Genomic DNA, 19,369 nt, shown 5'->3' with positions numbered 1-19,369 from the left:
ATCAGGACCCGCCCTTCTTCTTGTTGTAGACGTCGAAGCCGACTGCGGCGAGCAGTACCAGCCCCTTGATGAGCTGTTGGACGTCGCTGCCGATGCCGATCAGCGACATGCCGTTGTTCAGGACGCCGAGGACGAAGCCGCCGATGATGGCGCCGAACACGGTGCCGACACCGCCGTTGGCCGACGCGCCGCCGATGAACGCCGCTGCGATGGCCTCCAGCTCCATTCCGATACCCGCCTGCGGGGTGGCGGAGTTGAGGCGGGCGGCGAACAGCAGGCCGGCCAGTGCCGACAGCAGGCCCATGTTGACGAAGACCAGGAAGGTGACCCGTTTGGTCTTCACCCCGGAGAGTCGGGCGGCGGCGACGTTGCCCCCGACGGCGTAGACCTGTCTGCCGAACACCGTGGAGCGCATGACGAAGGCGTAGACGACGAAGGCGATCGCGAGAATGATGCCGACGACGGGTACGCCACGATAGCTGGCCAACAGGAGCGTGAAGGCGGCGAGCGCAGCGACGATCGCGGCGCACTTGGCGATGAACCATGCGGAAGGTAGAACGTCGAATCCATAGTGGGCCTGCGTCCTTCGCTGCCGCACCTGCTGCCAGACGGCGGCGACCATGACGAGTCCACCGAGAATCATGGTGGGCCAGTGGTAGAGGCTGCTACCGCCGATCTCCGGCAGGAACCCGCTGCTGACCTGTCCGAAGCCTCGGGGGAACGGTGCGATCGACTGACCCTCCAGCAGATACTGGGTCGCGCCGCGGAACACCAGCATGCCCGCCAAGGTGACGATGAAAGAAGGGATGCCGACGTAGGCGATCCAGAACCCCTGCCACGCACCGATCACCGCGCCCAGCAACAGGCAGACCACCACTGCGACCGGCCACGGCATGTCATGGCGGATCATCAGAACGGCCGACATGGCCCCGATGAAGCCGGCGATCGATCCGACCGACAGGTCGATGTGTCCTGAGATGATGACGATCACCATCCCGATCCCCAAGATGAGGATGTAGCCGTTCTGCTGCACGATGTTGGTGACATTGAGCGGCTTGAGCAGGATGCCGTCGGTCCAGGCCTGGAACAACACCACGATCAGAATCAGGGCGACGACCATGCCGTACTGCCGGAAGTTGCCCCGGAGAGCGGTTTTCAGCCGGTTGACGGGCGAATCCGGTGGCGGTGTGGTCGGCGCACTCGGCGTCGTGGTCACCGTCGGAGTGCTGGTCATGCGGTTCGTCCCTTCATCATGTAACGCATCAACGTCTCCTGCGTTGCGTCCGCCCTGGCCACCTCGCCGGTGAGACGACCCTCGTTGAGGGTGTAGATGCGGTCGCACAAGCCGATCAGCTCGGGGAGTTCCGACGAGATCACGATCACGGCTTTACCCTGAGCGGCAAGTGAATTGATGATCATGTAGATCTCGTACTTGGCGCCGACGTCGATCCCGCGGGTCGGCTCGTCGAGGATCAACACGTCCGGGTCGACGAAGATCCACTTGCTCAGGACCACCTTCTGCTGGTTGCCGCCAGACAGGTTCCCGGTGGTGGCCTTCACCGAAGGTGCCTTGATCTGCATCTCCTTGCGGAAGCGCTCGGCGATCACCGTCTCTTCGTGTTCGTTGATGATCGACAACCTGCTCACCTTCGGCAGGGACGCGAGGGTGACGCTGCGGGCGATGTCGTCCATCAGGTTGAGGCCGTAGTGCTTACGGTCTTCGGTGGCGTAGGCGATCCGGTGATTGATGGCTTCCGAGACAGTCCGTGTCCGGATCTCCCTGCCGTCCTTGAAGACCTTTCCGCCGGCCTTCTTGCCGTAACTGCGGCCGAACACGCTCATCGCGAGCTCGGTGCGGCCGGCGCCCATCAGCCCGGCCAGGCCGACGACCTCGCCGCGGCGAACGTTGAGGGAGACGCCGTCGACGACCTTGCGTTGTTGGTCCAGCGGGTGGTAAACGGTCCAGTCTTCGATGGCGAATGTGACGTCGCCGATCGGGTGTGCGGTCCTTTCGGGGAAGCGGTTGACCATGTCGCGGCCCACCATCCCGCGGATGATGTGTTCTTCGGTGAGGTGTTGTTCCACCGGCAGTGTCTCGATGGTCCGGCCATCACGCAGGATCGTGATGGTGTCCGCCACCCGTGTCACCTCGTTGAGCTTGTGCGAGATGATGATGCACGTCAGACCCTGGTCTCTGAGTTCGACGATGAGGTCGAGGAGGTGCCTGCTGTCCTCGTCGTTCAACGCCGCTGTGGGCTCGTCGAGGATGAGCAACTTCACCTTCTTCGACAACGCCTTGGCGATCTCGACGAGCTGCTGCTTGCCCACTCCGATGTCGGAGATCCGGGTTCGGGGACTCTCGCGTAGACCTACCCGGTCCAGAAGCTCCTGCGCATGCGTCATGGTCTGATGCCAGCTGATCACTCCGGCGGAGGAATGCTCGTTGCCGAGGAAGATGTTCTCGGCAATCGACAACACCGGTACCAGTGCGAGCTCCTGGTGAATGATCCCGATGCCGCGGCGCTCGCTGGACCGGATGTCCTTGAACTGACCCGGGGCTCCGTCGAAGACGATCTCGCCGTCATAACTGCCGTGTGGATAGATTCCGCTGAGCACCTTCATCAGCGTCGACTTACCGGCGCCGTTCTCACCGCAGATGGCGTGGATCTCGCCATGACGCACTACGAGATCGACGTCGCTCAGGGCGGCGACATTGCCGAATCGCTTGGTGATCCTGCACATCTCGAGCAGTGGTGCCCCGCTTTCGCCCATCAGGCGATCTGCGCGGACGTGTAGTAACCGGAGTCGACGAGAACCTTCTGGTAGTTGGTCTTGTCGACACTGACCGGTTCGAGCAGGTGCGCCGGGACGACCTTGACGCCGTTGTCGTAGGTGGTGGTGTCATTGACCTCGGGAGCCCCGCCGGCCAGCAGTGAATCTGCCATCTGCACAGCAGCTTTTGCCAACTCCCGGGTGTCCTTGAACACCGTCTGGGTCTGCTCGCCCGCGATGATCGACTTCACCGACGCCAATTCGGCGTCCTGGCCGGTGACGATGGGTAGCGGATTGGCCGGGGTGCCGTAGCCTGCGCTCTTGAGCGCGGAGATGATTCCCAGCGACATTCCGTCGTAGGGGGACAACACCGCATCCACCCGTCCGCTGGTGTAGGCCCGGCTCAGCAGATTGTCCATACGCGACTGAGCAAGCCCGCCGTCCCAGCGCAGGGTCGCCACCTGGTCGAACGACGTCTGGCCGCTCTTGACCACCAGCTTGCCGCTGTCGATGTAGGGCTTCAGAATGCTCATGGCGCCGTCGAAGAAGTACGTCGCGTTGTTGTCGTCGGGTGACCCGGCGAAGAGCTCGATGTTGTACGGCCCCGGGCCCTGCTCGACACCGAGCTTGTCGACTATGTACGTGGCCTGCAGGACGCCGACCTTGAAGTTGTCGAATGTCGCGTAGTAGTCGACGTTTTCGGAACCGCGGATCAGCCGGTCGTAGCTGACGACGGGGATGTCCGCGTCGGCGGCCCGTTGCAGGATGTCGGTCAGCGACGAGCCGTCGATCGGTGCGATGACGAGCACCTTGACGCCCTTGGTGATCATGTTCTCGATCTGTGACACCTGGTTCTGCACCACGTCGTCGCCGTACTGCAGATCGGTGTCATAGCCGAGTGACTGAAACTGCTCGGCCATGTTGTCGCCGTCGGCGACCCAGCGTTCGGACGACTTCGTGGGCATCGCGATGCCCACCGTGCCGGTGTGTTCGCTGCCGCTGTCGGCGGCTTCTGGGGTCGTCGAACGGCCGCAGCCGGCGCTCGCGAGCGTGGCCACTACAGCCACCGCGCTCGCGACTCGAACGAGGCTTTTGCGCATGAATTCCTCCGGTTGGTTCTGCTACGCATCGCAGTCGCGCAGAGGGGCGGCCGCAGGCGATGTGAGCGCTAACATTGATGATCTTGTGACGTGCCTCACTGTTTGTCAAGGCTCGACTCACTGTGAAACTCGGCCTGGCTGAGCCATTGACTCCTCGCGAATGTGAGCGTTAACATCCAGGGCTAGGTAACGCCGGTCACATCGGTTCTGCGCTTTCTCGCATGGCCGCCGAATCCGCCGACAGGGGCTTGACCTCGGTGAACACCCATCTAAGGAGTTGTCGTGAAGAGAGTGCTCACTGCACCCTCGCCGGGATCTGACTGGCCTGCAGACCGTGTCACGTGATCAGCGTCGGCACCCTGCCGATCAACGACCCACTGCTGCGCCAGGTCGACCTGAACTACGTGTGGCGCTACGAGCGCACGTTCTCTCGGTTGTCGTTCTCGTCCAGCGACTAGTGGTGAGGAAGCCCGGATGAACAACCAGCCCATGCACCCCAGCACGCCGAAGCCGGTCATGGCCGACGTTGCGCGACTGGCAGGGGTGAGCCACCAAACGGTTTCACGGGTCATCAACGGGTCGTCCAGCATCCGCCCCGCCACCAAGGCGCGGGTTCAGCAGGCGATCGAAGAACTCGGGTACCGGCCCAACACCGCGGCGCGCGCCCTCGTGACGCGGCGCTCCGGGATCATCGGGATCGTCGGTTCCAGCAGCGCTCTATACGGACCGTCGAGTATCCAGCGCTCCGTGCAGGAGGCGGCGCGCGCGGCCGGCTACTTCTCCAGCCTGGTGCCGCTGGCCGAGGCCACCGTCGAGGCGCTCCGCGATGCACTGGATCATCTTGCGCGACAGTCGGTCGAGGCGGTCGTGATGGTCGCCGCCCAGGAGGAGGCGCTGGCCGTCGCCCACTCCGCCGACATCGGCCTCCCGATGATCGTCGTCGAAGGTGACCTCTCGGGCCGGGGCTTGTCCGTCGGTGTCGATCAGATCGACGGTGCTCGACAAGCCACCCAACATCTCATCGACCTCGGCCATCGGGCCATCGTCCACGTCGCGGGGCCACAGACCTACACCGAGGCGAAGGGGCGCCGCACCGGGTACGAGGCGGCCATGGAGGAAGCCGGCCTCGCCCCCGGGGAGCTGTGGGAGGGCGACTGGACTGCGGCAAGTGGTCACCGGATCGGTCGCGAGCTGGTTCGAGCCAACCGCAGCAGCGCGGTGTTCGTCGCCAACGACCAGATGGCCATCGGCGTCCTGCACGCCTTCGCTGAAGCGGGGCTGTCAATTCCACGGGATATCAGCGTTGTCGGGTTCGACGACATCCCCGAAGCCGCCTACCTGAACCCGGCGCTGACCACGATCAGGCAGGACTTCCAGGCCATCGGCCGGCGGGCGATCGATCTGGTGGCGGCCACCCTGGACGGTTCCTCCGCCAGCATGCCGTTGCTGGCCCCAGAGCTGATCGTCCGCAAGAGCACGGCACCGTGGGAGGAGCGTCATGAGTAGTGAAACGTACACAGTCGGTGTCGATTTCGGCACCTTGTCGGGACGCGCCCTGGTCGTGAGGGTCTGTGACGGCTACGAAATGTCCAGCGCGGAACATGCTTACGAGCACGGGGTCGTCACCGAAGCGCTCCCCGGCCGGGCTGTCCGGCTGCCCTCGCTGTGGGCACTGCAGGTGCCCGCCGACTATGTCAGTGTCCTCCGCACCGCCGTTCCGGAGGCCATCGCGGCAGCCGGTGTCGACCCCTCCGACGTCATCGGCATCGGCACCGACTTCACCGCTTGCACCATGGTGCCGGTGCGGGACGACGGCACACCGCTGTGTGAACTCGACGAGTTCGCCGATCGACCGCACGCCTACGCCAAACTGTGGCGCCATCATTCGCCGCAACCCCAGGCCGACCGCATCAACACCGTTGCCGCCGCGCGGGGCGAATCATGGTTACCCCGGTATGGCGGCCTGATCTCCAGCGAATGGGAGTTCGCGAAAGCGCTGGAGATCCTCGACGAGGACCCCGAGGTGTATCGGGCCATCGACCACTTCGTCGAGGCCGCAGACTGGATCGTCTGGCAATTGTGCGGCACCTACGTCCGGAATGCGTGTAGCGCCGGGTACAAGGGCATCCGCCAAGATGGCCGATACCCGTCACGGGAGTTCCTCGCCGAGGTGCGCCCCGGCTTCGCCGATTTCGTCATCGACAAACTCGATCACCGGATCGGCAGACTGGGAGATCGTGCCGGAACGCTGACCGCGCAAGCGGCGCAGTGGACCGGACTTCCGCAGGGAATTCCGGTCGCGGTCGGCAACGTCGATGCTCATGTGACCGCCGCAGCGGCCGATGCGCTACAGCCGGGACAGCTGGTGGCGATCATGGGAACGTCGACCTGCCACGTGATGAACTCGGACGTGCTGCGCGAGGTGCCCGGCATGTGCGGGGTCGTCGACGGCGGAATATCGGGAGGCAGTTGGGGATACGAGGCCGGGCAATCCGGCGTGGGTGACATCTTCGGATGGTTCGTCGCCAACTGCGTGCCCGAGAGCTACCACGTCGAAGCGCGCCGCCGTGGCTTGTCGCTGCACGGGTACCTCACCGAATTGGCCAGCCACCAGCACGTCGGTCAACACGGGCTGGTCGCGTTGGACTGGCACAGTGGAAACCGTTCGGTGCTGGTCGACCACGAACTCTCCGGTGTGATGATCGGGCAGACCTTGGAGACCACCTGCGTCGACATGTATCGAGCGCTGTTGGAAGCCACGGCATTCGGCACGCGAATGATCGTGGAAACGTTCGTCGCCAGCGGTGTTCCGGTCAACGAGTTGGTGGTTGCCGGCGGCCTGCTGAAGAACCGCCTCCTGATGCAGATCTACGCCGACGCGGTGGGATTACCGCTGTCGGTGGTGCCGTCGACGCAGGCTCCCGCCCTGGGCTCGGCGATCCACGCCGCCGCAGCGGCCGGCGCGTTCACCGACGTCCAGACCGCCGCCAGGCAGATGGGTCGGCGAAACCGGGACGCCTACAAACCCGTTCCGGCGAACGCCCAGGCTTACGAGCGGCTCTACCGCGAGTACGTGGCGGCGTACGAGTGGTTCGGCCGGGGCAACGACATGATGCGACGACTTCGGCGCATCGGATCACGAGAAGCACTGGGGGTGCCGTTATGACCATCACGACTGAGGTCAACCGCGTGATCGCCGAGTTGCGCCGGCAGGTGTGCGATCTCCATGCCCAGCTGACCCACTACGAGCTGGTCATCTGGACGGCGGGCAACGTATCGGCACGAGTGCCCGGGCGCGACCTCATGGTCATCAAACCGTCTGGTGCCGACTACGATTCGCTCACCGCCGACGACATGGTGGTGTGCGACCTCGATGGGAATCTCGTCGACGGTGCGCTGAACCCGTCGTCGGACACCGCCGCCCATGCCTACGTCTACCGGCACATGCCCGAAGTGGGAGGGGTGGTGCATACGCACTCGACCTACGCGACCGCGTGGGCCGCCCGAGGCGAACCCATACCGTGCGTGCTCACCATGATCGCCGACGAGTTCGGCGGCGACATCCCGGTAGGCCCGTTCGCTCTCATCGGCGACGATTCGATCGGCCGGGGCATCGTAGAGGTATTGCGCGACAGCAAGTCTCCCGCAGTGTTGATGCGTAGCCACGGGCCGTTCACCATCGGCCGCACCGCCCGCGACGCCGTCAAGGCCGCGGTGATGGTGGAGGACGTGGCTCGCACCGTCCACATCAGCCGTCAGCTCGGTGCGGCGCCGCCGATCGATGCGGCTGACGTGGCTGCACTGTTCGAGCGCTACCAGAACGTCTACGGCCAGAGCGGCCATCACGCCGAGGGTTTCGAGGAGAGTCAGCGATGATCGCGTCCCGAGTTGTCACCAGTCAGGTATGGCTGATCACCGGCAGCCAGTCCATGTACGGACAAGACATCCTCGATCAGGTGGCCGACCAGTCGCGCCAGATCGCCGCGTGGCTCGATGGCAGCAGCGAGATACCGGTGGAGGTGCGCTGGCTTCCGGTGGTGACCGACCCTGCCGAGATCGCTCGGGTGTTCAACGAAGCGAACAACTCCGAGGAATGCGTCGGTGTCATCGCTTGGATGCACACCTTCTCCCCGGCAAAGATGTGGATCCGCGGTCTCAAGACGTTGCAAAAGCCGCTGTTACACCTGCACACACAGTTCGGCGTCGAGCTGCCCTGGCACAGCATCGACATGGATTTCATGAACCTCAATCAGGCGGCCCATGGCGATCGCGAGTTCGGATACATCCAGTCGCGACTGTCCACGTCTCGCAAGACGATCGCCGGCCATGTCAGCGAACCGGGTACCCGTTGGCGGATCGGCTCGTGGGTACGCGCGGCCCTGGGCCGAGCTGAACTGTCCACGCTCAAGGTCGCCCGCTTCGGTGACAACATGCGGGACGTCGCGGTGACCGAGGGCGACAAGGTGGAGGCCGAAGCGCATTTCGGGGCGTCGATCAACACCTTCGCCGTCAATGATCTGGTCGACGTCGTCGAAGGGATCCGCCCGGCAGACATCGACAAGCTGATCGACGAGTACGAGCACACCTACAACATCGCCGCGGAACTGCGTCCCGGTGGTGACCGGCACGCCTCCCTGCGGCATGGAGCTCAGATCGAGCTCGGCCTGCGGAAGTTTCTACGAGATGGCGGCTTCCGCGCGTTCACGACGAATTTCGAAGACCTCGGCGGTCTACGTCAGCTGCCGGGTCTGGCCGTGCAGCGTTTGATGGCCGACGGTTACGGGTTCGGCGGCGAAGGTGACTGGAAGACCGCGCTGATGCTGCGCGCCATCAAGGTGATGGCGCAGGGACTCCCCGGCGGCACCTCGTTCATGGAGGACTACACCTACGATCTGACGCCCGGCCAGAAACGCATCCTCGGGGCGCACATGCTCGAGGTCTGTCCCAGTATCGCCGGCGGGATCCCGTCGCTGGAGGTGCATCCGCTGTCCATCGGTAACCGCGAAGATCCGGTTCGGTTGCGTTTCACCGCCGCACCAGCCGATGCGGTGATCGTCGGTATCTCTGACATGGGTTCGCGATTCCGGCTCGTGGCCAACACCGTTCGGGTCGTCGAGCCGACAGCGGAGTTACCGAACCTCCCCGTCGCCTGTGCTGTGTGGGAACCGTTGCCGTCCTGGACCACGTCGGCGGAGGCCTGGTTGATCGCCGGCGCCCCGCACCACACGGTGTTGACCACCGCGATCGGCGCGGAGACGATCGACGACTTCGCAGAGATGACGGACACCGAGCTACTCGTCATCGACGAGACCACGACGGTGCGCGGCTTCCAGCACGAGCTCCGGTGGAATGACGTGTATCACCACGTTGCGGCCGGACTGTGATCGGTGGTCATCCGATGATCGCCGCCCGCCTCCATGCCGTCGGAGATCTGCGGGTGGCCGCCGAATCGGAGCCGGGGCCGGCCCCGGCGGGTTGGTCGGCGCTCGCGGTCACCTCGGTGGGCATCTGTGGTTCTGACCTGCATTGGTTCGCCGACGGTGGCATCGGCGAAAACCGCATCGAGCAGCCTGTGGTGCCCGGACACGAATTCGCCGCGGTGGCGGTCAGCGGACCCTTTGCCGGCCGGCGCGTGGCCGTGGACCCTGCAATCGCCTGCAACTCGTGCGAGCTGTGTCTCACCGGACACCACAACCTCTGTCCGGCAGTTCGATTCGCCGGGCATGGAGACCTGGACGGGGCACTGCAGGAGCGTCTCCTGTGGCCGGATCACCTGTTGCATCCGCTGCCGGACGACATCAGCGACGATGCCGGTGCACTACTGGAGCCCCTGGGGGTTGCCATTCATGCGACGAAGGTCGGCCACGTGCGTCCCGAATGCGATGTGCTGGTGGTGGGTGCCGGCCCCATCGGAGTGCTCGCGCTCGCGGTGGCACGCCTTTGCGGCGCGGGGCGCGTCTTCGCCGTCGAACCGCTCGAGCATCGACAGGCCACCGCGCTGCGCAATGGTGCGGATCAGGTGTGGTCGCCCGAACAGGCCGGAGCCGGCGTCTCGGACGCGACTCGAGGGCGGGGGGTCGACGTCGTCATCGAGCTGGCGGGAACCGATGCCGCGATCGCGACAGCCGTTGCTGCTGCCCGGCCGGGCGGACGCATCGCGCTGGGTGGTATTCCATCGGAGGACACGTCGGCGTTCCCGGCCGCTTCGGCTCGACGTAAAGGACTTACTTTTGCGATGGTCCGGCGGATGAACGACACCTACCCGCGTGCGATCGCGCTGGCCACCGGAGCGGTCGATCTGGATTCGCTTGTCACGGCGCGCTATTCGCTCGAAGATGCCGCCGAGGCGTTCAGCGCCGCTGCCGAGCGACAGGGTGACAAGGTCGTCGTCGCGGTGTCGAGCAGTTGATCGTCAGGGCAGCCGTGGATCGATGAGCGTGACGCCGACGGGAGCGGCGGTGCCGGCCAGGGGCAGAAGGTGCGCCCCCTCGGTCAATCCGACGACGCGTTCGACCATTGCCTGCGGGCGCAACGTACCCGCCAGCACCCGATTCAACATCTCCGGATACTCGACGCGGGCCATGCCGTGGCTGCCGAGAACGTCCAGCTCCCAGGCGATCACGCGGTCCATCGGCACCGGTGGATGCCCGCTGATCCCGGGCAGCAGCCCCAGTTGCACGTGGCGTCCCTGGCGCCGCAGGCTGTGGATGGCGTCCGCGCAGGTAGTGGCCGAGCCGACCGCGTCGATTGCGACGTGGCTTCCGCCGCCTGTGAGGGCGTGCACTCGTGCGGCGACGTCGGAACCATCGGCGAGCACGGTGTGCTCTGCGCCCAGGCTGCGCGCCAGGGCCAGCGCCGCGGGTGTGCGGTCCACGGCGATGACCCTGGCGCCGGCGGCTACCGCCACCTGTACGGCGCTCAGACCGACACCCCCGACCCCGACCACCGCGACCCACTCGCCGCGCGCCACACGGGCGCGCGCTGTCAGCGCCCGATAGGCGGTGGCGAATCGGCACCCCAGCCCCGCTGCCGCGGCATCGTCGACGGCGTCGGGGACCGCGACCAGGTTGGCGTCAGCGGCATGCAGGGCCACGTACTCGGCGAACGAGCCCCAGTGGGTGAAACCCGGCTGCGTCTGGTTCGGGCACACCTGTGCCTGGCCGTTGCGGCACCACTCGCATGTTCCGCAGCCACAGACGAAAGGTGTGGTGACGCGGTCGCCGAGCGTGAACTGTCGGACGTCGGCGCCTACCGCGGCCACCACGCCGACCAGTTCGTGACCCGGAACGTGGGGAAGTGTCACGCCGTCGTCGTGTCCGGCCCACGCGTGCCAGTCGCTGCGGCACAGACCGGTCGCGTGCACCTCCACGACCACTCCGCCGGGCGACGGGACCGGATCGGCAACGGTGCGGACATCGACTGCACCGTTGAACTCCTCGAAGACGACAGCACGCATCAGGCGTCTCTGTTCAAGATCGAGAAGTATTGGTGCGAAGGGTCATTCAGATCAGTCGATCCCCGCGGGGTGCTCCTGGTGATGGGGTGGCTCACGTCCAGGCGCGACGGGTCGTCGACGGTGGCCCAGTCGGTGACGATCGTGCGCTCGATGAATTTCCATGTGGCGTCGCGCTTCTCGTACCTGTCCAGATAGCGCCCGCCCACCGTGACATCGACATCGTGGTCGCCTGCCAAGACGGTGTGGGTGGCGATGCTGTAGATCTCGCCTTCGGCGCTGTCGCCGTCGACGGCGAAGTTCACCGTGGTGATGTGGTGTTGCATCGACCGGAGATAGGGACGGGCAGCGACGAGCCCCTCGAGAAAGTCGTCGACGGAGCCCGCGGAAAACGCACCGTGGTCGTCCTCGGCGTCATGGTGATACAGGTCGCGCAGTGCCGAGATGTCACCGCGATCGACGGCACGGCAGTAGCGGTGCACCAGTTTGCGCAACTGGAACTCGTCGAGCATTTCCTGTGACACGGCATCGGAACTCACATCGACACGGTGCCACAGCTCGTCGATCAGGTACGGATCCCCGCGGCAAAGGCTCCTATGGACACATCGCCTCGCGCTGCTTTCGGGTCCGAAGGTGATTCGTGTGACGCCTAGCCGTGCCACCTCGGCTACCGAGCGTTTGGAGGCCTTGGCTGCCATGTTGAGCGGTCCTTCAATACTTGCTCGGAGTTCGGGGACCACCTCTAGCGGTGCCCAAGCCATTGCGGCGCACTTGCCGATCTCAGAGGCCGGCTGCCCAACACGCGCTGGCCCGAGGCTGAACCCGTCCACGACTGAGGGTGATCATCTCTTGTCTCGACGGGCGTGTTCAGATCGACGTCTGACGGTGGCACCCCCTTCGCCTACAACGCGAGGGCGCGGGGCGGCCCGGCGAGACTCGCTTTCGCCTCGACCCCTATCGGATCCAGGATTTCGATCTCGCCGGCTTCGAGGCCGTCGAGGGCCAACCGGACGAGATCGGCCGGGTCCATTACGGCGCCGTCTGCGAACTCGATGCCGTGGCGTTCTGCGAAGTCGAGAAGGGTCTGCGTACCTATCAGGCCGGGCACGAGCGCAACCACCTGAGTCCCCTGGGGGGCCAGCTCGAGTCGCACGCCGTTGGTCAGACCCCACTGCGCTGACTTCGCGGCCGCGTAGGCCGTGTTCCTCTCAACGGTCGTCCACGCCACCGCCGACAGTACGTTCAGGATGGCTCCGCCGCCGTTGCGCGCAAGGATCGGCGCGAACGCTCGGATCATCGCGAGGGTGCCGTAGTAGTTCGAATCCATCGTCGATCGGATCGCGTCGAGGTCTCCGGTCACGAGGTTCCCGCCCGCGGTGTCAGCGGCATTGTTGATCAGCACGTCCACATCGGTGGCCAATGCGGCGATTGCGTCGACCGATGACTGGTCGGTGATGTCGAGACGGACCACCTCCGCGCCGGGAACGCTCACCAGTTCGGGACGACGCGCCGTGGCGTAGACCTTGGCTCCGCGTTGGAGCAATTCCACGGCGAAGTGATGGCCGATCCCGCGATTCGATCCGGTTACCAGGGCGGTGGCTCCGTGTAATTTCATCTGTCCCCTAAGACCTTTCGTGTACCGACGTCAATATGACCGATTGGTCATGTTGCTCTGTCTAGGTTGGCATAAGATGACCGAGTGGTCAACTTGGTACTCTCGATCCCGTGACCACCACCGACCGGCCAATCCGCGCGGACGCGGCACGCAACCGCGCCTTGTTGTTGGCCGCGGCCGAGGATGAGTTCGCCGAACGAGGCCCGTCAGCGTCGGTGGCCGACATCGCCCGCCGAGCCGGGGTGGCGAAGGGCACGGTGTTTCGACACTTCCCGACAAAGGAGGATCTGATCGCCTCCATCGTGTGCGGGCATATCGCCGTGCTCGCAGACGCCGCACGGCGGCTGGCCGACTCGCCCGACGCGGGCGCGGCACTGTTGGAGTTCCTGACAATCGCAGCCGACCAACGCCAACGACACGATCTGACGTTTCTGCAGTCAGCCAGCGACGGCGACCCCAGGGTGACCGAGGTTCGCGATGCACTGCACGCGAACCTTGAATTGCTCGTTGACCGAGCGCGCACCTCGGGTGCCATCCGAGCCGACATCACCGAGGCCGACGTCTTCCTGATGATGTGCGCACCCATTCACATTGTCGAAAACCTGGCGGCTCCAGCGCCACTGCTCTGGCAGCGGTATCTGGCAATAATCTTCGATGGGTTACGACCCGATGGCGCGCATCCTCTACCGCAACCGGCCCCCGTCGCGCCTTGACCTGACCTGGTGGTCGCGTATCGGCGCCACGGCGCAAAGGCAAGTAATCCCCATCGCCGACGAGGCGTTGAAAACGTGCGTGATCACTGATCTTGCCCTCTCTCACCGCGGCGGAGCGACGGCGCGGATGGCGCATCCGGCGGCAGCTGCGGAGAGGACGTGCCACGCGCCGTGGTACTGCCAGAGGCTGTCGGGCCGGCACAACGGCGATCCGGAGCGTCCTGCGGCGTAGGCGACCAGACCCAGCGCGAACACCCCCGCCGCCACCGCCCATGTCGACCGCCACTGCGCGCGCCGGCTCCGGACGAGAACCGCGGCGTACACCAGTCCCACAGCAATGATCGGCACGTCATGGGCGACCTTGGCCCACGACGGCTGGGGCCCGTGGAATGCGACGCTGCCGACGCCGACTGCCACGAGCACCACTGCGGCGGCCCACGCCAGCGGCGCCCGCCACCGAACGGCCCACCACAGCACGACCATCCCGGCGGCGACGTAGGCCAGGCTGGTGACGGTCAGGACGGGTTGCGCCAGCGCACCGTCGGCGATGCGCTCGCAGTCCGAGTGGCCGAAACTCACCGGAACGGTCGAGAACCGCATGGTCGATCACCGTAGCGGCGCCCGGTATCGCACGGAAGACCAGCGGAATCGAGAACGCCAGGCGACGCTTAGGCGGTGTGCAGTCTGCCGACGCCGAGCCGGACCTGGCCGGGCCTCGCGGCGGCCTTCGCCCTCGGCGCACTGCCGGCACTGACCTTTCCCGCGCCGTCGTGGTGGTGGCTGGCATGGGTCGGCATCGTCCCGCTGCTGTTGGTGGTGCGCGCCGCGCCGACTCCGCGGGCGGCCGCGCTACGGGCGTGGTGCGGTATGGCCGCCTACATCCTGGCCACCCAGTACTGGCTGGCGCCGAGCGCCGGACCGCTGCTGATCGTGCTGGCCATCGGGCTCGGCGCATTGTGGCTGCCGTGGGGGGTGGCAACCTATCTGTTTCTGCGCGAACCAATTACGACTCGCGGGATTTCGGCGGCCGCGGTGGTGCTGCCGAGTGCATGGGTGGTGGCCGAAGCCGTGCGGTCCTTGCCCGCCCTGGGCGGCCCGTGGGCGTTGATCGGCGCCTCGCAGTGGAATCAGCCGGCCATGCTCGCCTCGGCCTCACTCGGCGGCGTGTGGCTCACCAGTTTCGTGATCGTCGCCGCGAACACCGCGATCGCCGGTTTGATCGTGCATCGTCGCGTCTGCGTCCGCATCTTCGCCGCGGTGGTGGCACTGGCCTGTGCGGGACTCGGTCCGGCATGGTTCTGGCTGGGGCCGACGCCTGCCGCCGGGCCGACGGTACGGGTGGCGCTCGTGCAACCGGGCGCCATCGAGGACTCCGTCGCCCGTCAGGCGGCCGGCGAAGCGCTGACCGAAGACCTGCGTGGCCGGCGGGTCGACCTGGTCGTCTGGGGCGAGAGCAGCGTCGGGGTCGACGTCACCGACCAACCGGAGGCGCTGAAGCGCCTGGCGGACCTGTCCCGGCGGGTCCGCGCGGACCTGCTCGTCAACGTCGACGCCCGTAATCGCGCCGGGGGAATCCAGAAGTCGTCGGTCCTGATCGGGCCGGACGGCTTGCGCGGCGCGTACTCGAAGACGCGGCTGGTGCCGTTCGGCGAATACGTGCCTCTGCGACAGTTGTTCGGGTGGGCCACCCGGCACACCGAGGCGGCGGGCGAGGACCGACTGCGTGGCAGCGGACTGGTCGTATTGCACACCGGGCGGCTCGCCATCGGGCCGCTGATCAGTTTCGAGGCAACCTTTTCCGACCTTCCCCGTGAGGAGGTGCAGCGCGGCGCGCAGCTGCTGGTGTATCAAAGTTCCACCTCGACGTTCCAGGGAAGTTGGGCGCAGGCACAGCTGTCCAGCAAGGTCGCGGTGCACGCGGCGGAGGTGGGCCACCCCGCGGTGCACGCCGGGTTGTCAGGTGTCAGCTCCGCTTTCGACGCGCAGGGCCGGCAACTCGCCTGGTTCGCGGCCACCGAACGCGGTGCGCTCGTGGTGGACGTCCCGCTCGGATCGCACACCACCCCGTTCCAACGGTTCGGGAATTGGGTACTGGGGTTGGCGCTTTCGATCCTCGGTGGCGCCGTCGTCGTAGCGACCCTGCGGTGGGTAGGTGCACAACACGCCGGGCGGGATGATCGGCCGCGAGCCGGGTCGGGGGCATGATTGGCGGCTGATGAACCCCGTGACGGTCGACAGCGCGCAGCCGCGCGTCTCGCGACGACGAGTCTCATTACCGGACATGTCGTTCCGGGCGTCCGCCCATGGGCGAGGTCGGTCCTCGCCGCCGGTGCCGGATGACGGGATGTCGGACCAGGACCTGGTCCGGCTGATCGCGGTACTGGTCGACGAGCACATGGATCTCGCACCCATCCGGGCCGCCTACGCCGATGGGCGCGACACGCCACCACATGACCCGCGGCTGCTGGTCAGCCTCCTGTTGTACGGCTACACCACCAGGGTGTGCTCGTCGCGGCTGATCCAACGAAAGTGCGTCGAGGATCCCTGCTTTCGGTGGCTGGCCGCCGGTCAGGTTCCCGATCATCGAGTGATCGCACAATTTCGCAGGCGGCACCTCGCTGCGCTGACGCCGCTGTTCGTGCAGGGGTTGATGTTGTGTCGGGCGGCGGGTGTGGTCCGCCTGGGCCGAATCCCGCTGGAGGGGACGACAAGGGGTGTCCTCGCCGAGGAGGTCCTCACCCTGTTGGCCGCCGCCGAACGAACCGACACAGCCGACGACGCGACGGTGGACCCACCGGCCACCACGACGTCGAAGGTGCAGCGTGCGCTCCTCGGTGCGGTCCTGGTGGTCTTGATGTTCGCGGGCGGTTACACCGTGGCGGCGCACAAGCGCGTCACGCTGTCCGTGGACGACACATCGGTGACGGTGTCGACGATGAAGCCGCGGGTGGTCGACGTGCTGCGGGAGAACGGCTATGCCGTCGGCGAGCACGACGAGATCACCCCAGGCGCCGATCAGATGGTTCACCAGTCCGACACCATCGTGTTGCGACGCGGTCGGCCGCTGCAGGTGTCGGTAGACGGGCAACCGAGCGAGCAGGTCTGGACGACGGCCTTGACCGTCGATGAGGCTATGAAGCGGCTGTCGATGAGCGACGCCGCACCCGCCGCGACGTCCCGTACCAGCCGGGTGCCGTTGGCCGGCATGGCGCTGCCGGTGGTCAGCCCCAAACAGGTGCGCATCATCGACGGCGGCGTCGCAAGCGACCGACGCCTGGCGGCGCCCACCGTGGGCCAGCTTCTGTCAGCGGCGGGTGCGCCGCTGACGGAGGACGACAAGGTGGTGCCCCGAGCGTCGACGCCGGTCGTCGCGGGCATGCAGATCGTGGTGACGCGCATCCGGGTGCACGAGGTGTCCGAGCGCCTGCCCCTGCCTGCGCCGCTGCGGCGCATCCATGACCCGACGATCAACACCAGCCGCCGCGTCGTCGACGACCCCGGCCGGCCGGGCACCCAGGACGTCACCTTCGCCGTCTCGACCGTCAACGGCCGACCGATCGGCCGTCACGTGGTGGCGCGCACCGTCGTGACCCCCGCGCGGCCGCAGGTACAGCGGGTCGGTGCCAAGCCGGGCACCGCGGTACCGCCGGTGCGCAACAACGACACGTGGGATGCGCTCGCCCGGTGCGAGTCCAGCGGCAACTGGGGCATCAACACCGGCAACGGGTTCTACGGCGGCGTGCAGTTCACCCAGAGCACCTGGGAGAGCTTCGGGGGACTTCGTTACGCCCCGCGCGCCGACCTGGCCACCCGCGAGGAACAGATCGCCATCGCCGAGCTCACTCGGGAGGGGCAGGGCTGGGGCGCCTGGCCGGTGTGCAGCGCCCGGGTGAAGCGCTGACCGGGTGAACATCGGGCAGGGGTGCTGCGCCGGAAATCCATGTGGCGCCGGAACCCGGCTGGGATGATTGGGGCCGGTTCGCTCAGTTGACCAGAGCAGAGCCGGCAGACGGGGGTGGTCGAGATGAACTCCGCACAACACCAATTCTCGGCGTACGGCCCATCGCACTGGGTGGTGATCACCGTGTTCGTGATCGGCGCTGGCGCGCTGGTCTGGCATGGCCGGCGGCAGAGCGAAGCCCAGGCACGCGTGCTGAGCCGAATTCTCGCCGTTCTTCTGGTGACGGCGTTCCTGGTGGCGTTGGTCTACAAGCTCATCCGGCCGGACCTGGCCACCTCGGTGCCGCTGCAGCTGTGCGACATCGCGGAACTCACGGCGGCCTACACTCTGTGGTCGCAGCGGCATTGGGCCTTCGTGCTGACGTACTTCTGGGGGCTGCTGCTCAGTTCGCAGGGCTTGCTCACACCGGACATCGGTACGCCGCAGGAAGGTGCGCCGGATTTCCCGAGCCATCTCTTCCTCACCTTCTTCACGCTGCATGTGCTCGTCGTGTGGGCGGCGATCTACCTGACCTGGGGACGAGGGCGGCGGCCACGGTGGCGTGACTACCGGTTCGCGGTCGTCGTGACCCTCGGCTGGGTTGCGTTCACTCTGGTGTTCAACACGATCGCCGGCACCAACTACGGATACCTCAACGCGAAGCCACCGACGGCGTCGGTGCTGGACATCCTGGGTCCGTGGCCGATGTATCTCCTGATCGAGATCGGGGTCGTCGCCGGGGTGTGGGCGCTCATGACGTGGCCGTGGGAATCGAAGGCGCGCCGCGAGAGCGTGCGTTCGCACGCCGCGCCGGATCAGCACGGGTTCCAGCTCCCGGGATGAATCGGCGAGGGCGGCGAGTTCTCGGGGTCAGGGAGCCGTCACAGCCGGCGGCACCCGCAGCGATACGGCCGAGGAGGGTCATCATGAAAATCGTCGTCATCGGAGGAACAGGCCTGGTGGGCTCGAAGGTGGTGCAGGGCTTGACCGAACATGGTCATGACGCCGTCGCCGCGGCCCCATCGACGGGGGTGAACGCGGTCACCGGCGAGGGGTTGCGCGAGGTGCTGTCGGAAGCGGCGGCCGTGGTCGACGTGTCGAACTCCCCGTCGTTCGACGAAACGCCCGCCACGGAGTTCTTCAACGCATCGACGACGAATCTGCTTGCGGCGGAACAGGAAGCCGGTATCCGGCACCATGTCGCGTTGTCGGTGGTCGGCACCGATGAGTTGGCGCTGGAGAGTGGATACTTCCGCGCGAAACTCGCCCAGGAGAAGCTGATCAGCGCAGGGCCGATTCCGTACACGATCGTGCACGCGACACAGTTCTTCGAATTCCTCGGAGCCATCGCCGATTCCGCGACAGTGGGCGACACCGTCCGCCTGCCGGCGGCATTCATCCAGCCGATGGCCGCCACCGACGTCGCCGAGGCAGCCGCGATCGCCGCCGTCGGTGAACCGGCCAACGGCATTGTCGAAGTCGGCGGTCCGGAACGGTTCCGGCTGCCCGATCTCATCCGCACGGCGTTGACCGCGCGCGGTGACACCCGCCAGGTGGTGGCCGACCCCGAAGCCCGGTACTGGGGCGTCGCCATCGGCGAGCGCACCCTCGTCCCCGCCGATGGCGCGACAGTGTTCGACATCCGCTTCGCGGACTGGATCCTCGAGGCCGCGGCCAAGGCTTGAGCTCGCAAGCAACCACCTGGCCCCTCGCCTCGGAGGCCGTTACCATCCACATCGGACCCGCCGGTCCCAGTAGGCAAATCGGCGAGTAACG

General features: G+C 66.3%; 18 protein-coding genes and 1 pseudogene. 12 read left to right on the top strand and 7 right to left on the bottom strand.

Going from position 1 to position 19,369, the window contains the following annotated elements; all coding sequences use genetic code 11:
* Nucleotide 1 precedes the first annotated feature (1 nt).
* From mmsB to chvE, 3 genes are read right to left on the bottom strand one after another with little or no spacing between them, the layout of a single operon-like run.
* Nucleotides 2-1,234 carry a multiple monosaccharide ABC transporter permease gene (gene mmsB / locus I7X18_RS19830; RefSeq protein WP_193043724.1) on the bottom strand — a complete coding sequence of 411 codons (1,233 nt, stop codon included), beginning with the start codon at nt 1,232-1,234 and terminating at the stop codon, nt 2-4.
* A complete protein-coding gene (mmsA, locus tag I7X18_RS19825) occupies nt 1,231-2,772 on the bottom strand; it encodes a multiple monosaccharide ABC transporter ATP-binding protein (protein WP_193043723.1) in 1,542 nt (513 codons plus the stop codon). Before mmsA ends, mmsB begins: the two co-directional genes overlap by 4 nt.
* Nucleotides 2,772-3,830, bottom strand: a complete 1,059-nt coding sequence (chvE, locus tag I7X18_RS19820; protein ID WP_455429777.1) for a multiple monosaccharide ABC transporter substrate-binding protein — start codon at nt 3,828-3,830, stop codon at nt 2,772-2,774. Before chvE ends, mmsA begins: the two co-directional genes overlap by 1 nt.
* 383 nt (nt 3,831-4,213) lie before the next feature.
* On the opposite strand from chvE, the gene I7X18_RS29875 reads away from it, so the two are divergent.
* Genes I7X18_RS29875 through I7X18_RS19795 form a run of 6 tightly spaced genes read left to right on the top strand, consistent with a single transcriptional unit; the run spans nt 4,214 to nt 10,281 of the window.
* A complete protein-coding gene (locus I7X18_RS29875; protein ID WP_264295956.1) occupies nt 4,214-4,330 on the top strand; it encodes an NADH dehydrogenase [ubiquinone] 1 beta subcomplex subunit 3 in 117 nt (38 codons plus the stop codon).
* A 16-nt stretch (nt 4,331-4,346) separates the two neighbouring features.
* Nucleotides 4,347-5,378, top strand: coding sequence for a LacI family DNA-binding transcriptional regulator (locus tag I7X18_RS19815; protein WP_226862604.1), 1,032 nt, complete (start codon nt 4,347-4,349; stop codon nt 5,376-5,378).
* On the top strand, nt 5,371-7,038 hold the full coding sequence (araB, locus tag I7X18_RS19810) for a ribulokinase (RefSeq protein WP_193043721.1): 1,668 nt from the start codon (nt 5,371-5,373) through the stop codon (nt 7,036-7,038). Before I7X18_RS19815 ends, araB begins: the two co-directional genes overlap by 8 nt.
* Complete coding sequence (locus I7X18_RS19805; RefSeq protein WP_193043720.1) at nt 7,035-7,748, top strand: L-ribulose-5-phosphate 4-epimerase; 714 nt, start codon at nt 7,035-7,037, stop codon at nt 7,746-7,748. Before araB ends, I7X18_RS19805 begins: the two co-directional genes overlap by 4 nt.
* A complete protein-coding gene (araA, locus tag I7X18_RS19800) occupies nt 7,745-9,256 on the top strand; it encodes an L-arabinose isomerase (protein WP_193043719.1) in 1,512 nt (503 codons plus the stop codon). The genes I7X18_RS19805 and araA overlap by 4 nt, the downstream gene beginning before the upstream one ends.
* Before the next feature lie 53 nt (nt 9,257-9,309).
* The gene (locus I7X18_RS19795) at nt 9,310-10,281 is read left to right on the top strand and encodes a zinc-dependent alcohol dehydrogenase (protein WP_232375280.1); all 972 of its coding nucleotides are present in this window, start codon (nt 9,310-9,312) and stop codon (nt 10,279-10,281) included.
* Between the two features lie 3 nt (nt 10,282-10,284).
* Here the strand turns inward: I7X18_RS19795 and I7X18_RS19790 are convergent, their stop codons facing one another.
* From I7X18_RS19790 to I7X18_RS19780, 3 genes are all read right to left on the bottom strand, one after another.
* A complete protein-coding gene (locus I7X18_RS19790) occupies nt 10,285-11,328 on the bottom strand; it encodes a zinc-binding dehydrogenase (RefSeq protein WP_193043717.1) in 1,044 nt (347 codons plus the stop codon).
* Nucleotides 11,328-11,837 carry a nuclear transport factor 2 family protein gene (locus I7X18_RS19785; protein WP_193044013.1) on the bottom strand — a complete coding sequence of 170 codons (510 nt, stop codon included), beginning with the start codon at nt 11,835-11,837 and terminating at the stop codon, nt 11,328-11,330. Before I7X18_RS19785 ends, I7X18_RS19790 begins: the two co-directional genes overlap by 1 nt.
* 389 nt (nt 11,838-12,226) lie before the next feature.
* On the bottom strand, nt 12,227-12,940 hold the full coding sequence (locus tag I7X18_RS19780; RefSeq protein WP_193043716.1) for an SDR family NAD(P)-dependent oxidoreductase: 714 nt from the start codon (nt 12,938-12,940) through the stop codon (nt 12,227-12,229).
* Nucleotides 12,941-13,050: 110 nt separating this feature from the next.
* Between I7X18_RS19780 and I7X18_RS19775 the strand changes: the two genes are divergently transcribed.
* A complete protein-coding gene (locus I7X18_RS19775) occupies nt 13,051-13,653 on the top strand; it encodes a TetR/AcrR family transcriptional regulator (protein ID WP_193043715.1) in 603 nt (200 codons plus the stop codon).
* Nucleotides 13,654-13,755: 102 nt separating this feature from the next.
* Here I7X18_RS19775 and I7X18_RS19770 read toward each other — a convergent pair whose 3' ends face one another.
* Nucleotides 13,756-14,253, bottom strand: a complete 498-nt coding sequence (locus tag I7X18_RS19770) for a ceramidase domain-containing protein (protein ID WP_193043714.1) — start codon at nt 14,251-14,253, stop codon at nt 13,756-13,758.
* A gap of 75 nt (nt 14,254-14,328) precedes the next feature.
* Here I7X18_RS19770 and lnt point away from each other — a divergent pair, with 75 nt between their 5' ends.
* From lnt to I7X18_RS19750, 5 genes and pseudogenes are all read left to right on the top strand, one after another.
* On the top strand, nt 14,329-15,858 hold the full coding sequence (gene lnt / locus I7X18_RS19765; protein ID WP_232375279.1) for an apolipoprotein N-acyltransferase: 1,530 nt from the start codon (nt 14,329-14,331) through the stop codon (nt 15,856-15,858).
* A pseudogene (locus I7X18_RS30005) lies at nt 15,827-16,231 on the top strand (transposase); the annotation flags it as partial. The gene lnt and the pseudogene I7X18_RS30005, both read left to right, overlap by 32 nt.
* Nucleotides 16,232-16,468: 237 nt before the next feature.
* Nucleotides 16,469-17,554 carry a resuscitation-promoting factor gene (locus I7X18_RS19760; RefSeq protein WP_455429779.1) on the top strand — a complete coding sequence of 362 codons (1,086 nt, stop codon included), beginning with the start codon at nt 16,469-16,471 and terminating at the stop codon, nt 17,552-17,554.
* Between the two features lie 123 nt (nt 17,555-17,677).
* Nucleotides 17,678-18,436, top strand: coding sequence for a YwaF family protein (locus tag I7X18_RS19755; RefSeq protein WP_193043712.1), 759 nt, complete (start codon nt 17,678-17,680; stop codon nt 18,434-18,436).
* An 83-nt stretch (nt 18,437-18,519) separates the two neighbouring features.
* Nucleotides 18,520-19,278, top strand: a complete 759-nt coding sequence (locus tag I7X18_RS19750; protein WP_193043711.1) for an SDR family oxidoreductase — start codon at nt 18,520-18,522, stop codon at nt 19,276-19,278.
* Nucleotides 19,279-19,369: the final 91 nt, after the last annotated feature.

The sequence above is a fragment of the Mycolicibacterium baixiangningiae genome, from assembly GCF_016313185.1.
In the GTDB taxonomy this organism is placed as follows: Bacteria; Actinomycetota; Actinomycetes; order Mycobacteriales; family Mycobacteriaceae; genus Mycobacterium; species Mycobacterium baixiangningiae.
The sequence above is the reverse complement of the archived record's forward strand: the minus strand, read 5'-3'. Positions and strand labels throughout refer to the sequence as shown.

What these genes read in the sequence shown, in the direction of transcription:
- I7X18_RS19750 (WP_193043711.1), top strand. Translation starts at nt 18,520, where the DNA reads ATGAAAATCGTCGTCATCGGAGGAACAGGCCTGGTGGGCTCGAAGGTG.
- mmsA (WP_193043723.1), bottom strand. Translation starts at nt 2,772, where the DNA reads ATGGGCGAAAGCGGGGCACCACTGCTCGAGATGTGCAGGATCACCAAG.
- araA (WP_193043719.1), top strand. Translation starts at nt 7,745, where the DNA reads ATGATCGCGTCCCGAGTTGTCACCAGTCAGGTATGGCTGATCACCGGC.
- I7X18_RS19815 (WP_226862604.1), top strand. Translation starts at nt 4,347, where the DNA reads ATGAACAACCAGCCCATGCACCCCAGCACGCCGAAGCCGGTCATGGCC.
- I7X18_RS19770 (WP_193043714.1), bottom strand. Translation starts at nt 14,253, where the DNA reads ATGCGGTTCTCGACCGTTCCGGTGAGTTTCGGCCACTCGGACTGCGAG.
- I7X18_RS19805 (WP_193043720.1), top strand. Translation starts at nt 7,035, where the DNA reads ATGACCATCACGACTGAGGTCAACCGCGTGATCGCCGAGTTGCGCCGG.
- I7X18_RS19790 (WP_193043717.1), bottom strand. Translation starts at nt 11,328, where the DNA reads ATGCGTGCTGTCGTCTTCGAGGAGTTCAACGGTGCAGTCGATGTCCGC.
- I7X18_RS19785 (WP_193044013.1), bottom strand. Translation starts at nt 11,837, where the DNA reads ATGCTCGACGAGTTCCAGTTGCGCAAACTGGTGCACCGCTACTGCCGT.
- mmsB (WP_193043724.1), bottom strand. Translation starts at nt 1,234, where the DNA reads ATGACCAGCACTCCGACGGTGACCACGACGCCGAGTGCGCCGACCACA.
- araB (WP_193043721.1), top strand. Translation starts at nt 5,371, where the DNA reads ATGAGTAGTGAAACGTACACAGTCGGTGTCGATTTCGGCACCTTGTCG.
- I7X18_RS19755 (WP_193043712.1), top strand. Translation starts at nt 17,678, where the DNA reads ATGAACTCCGCACAACACCAATTCTCGGCGTACGGCCCATCGCACTGG.
- I7X18_RS19780 (WP_193043716.1), bottom strand. Translation starts at nt 12,940, where the DNA reads ATGAAATTACACGGAGCCACCGCCCTGGTAACCGGATCGAATCGCGGG.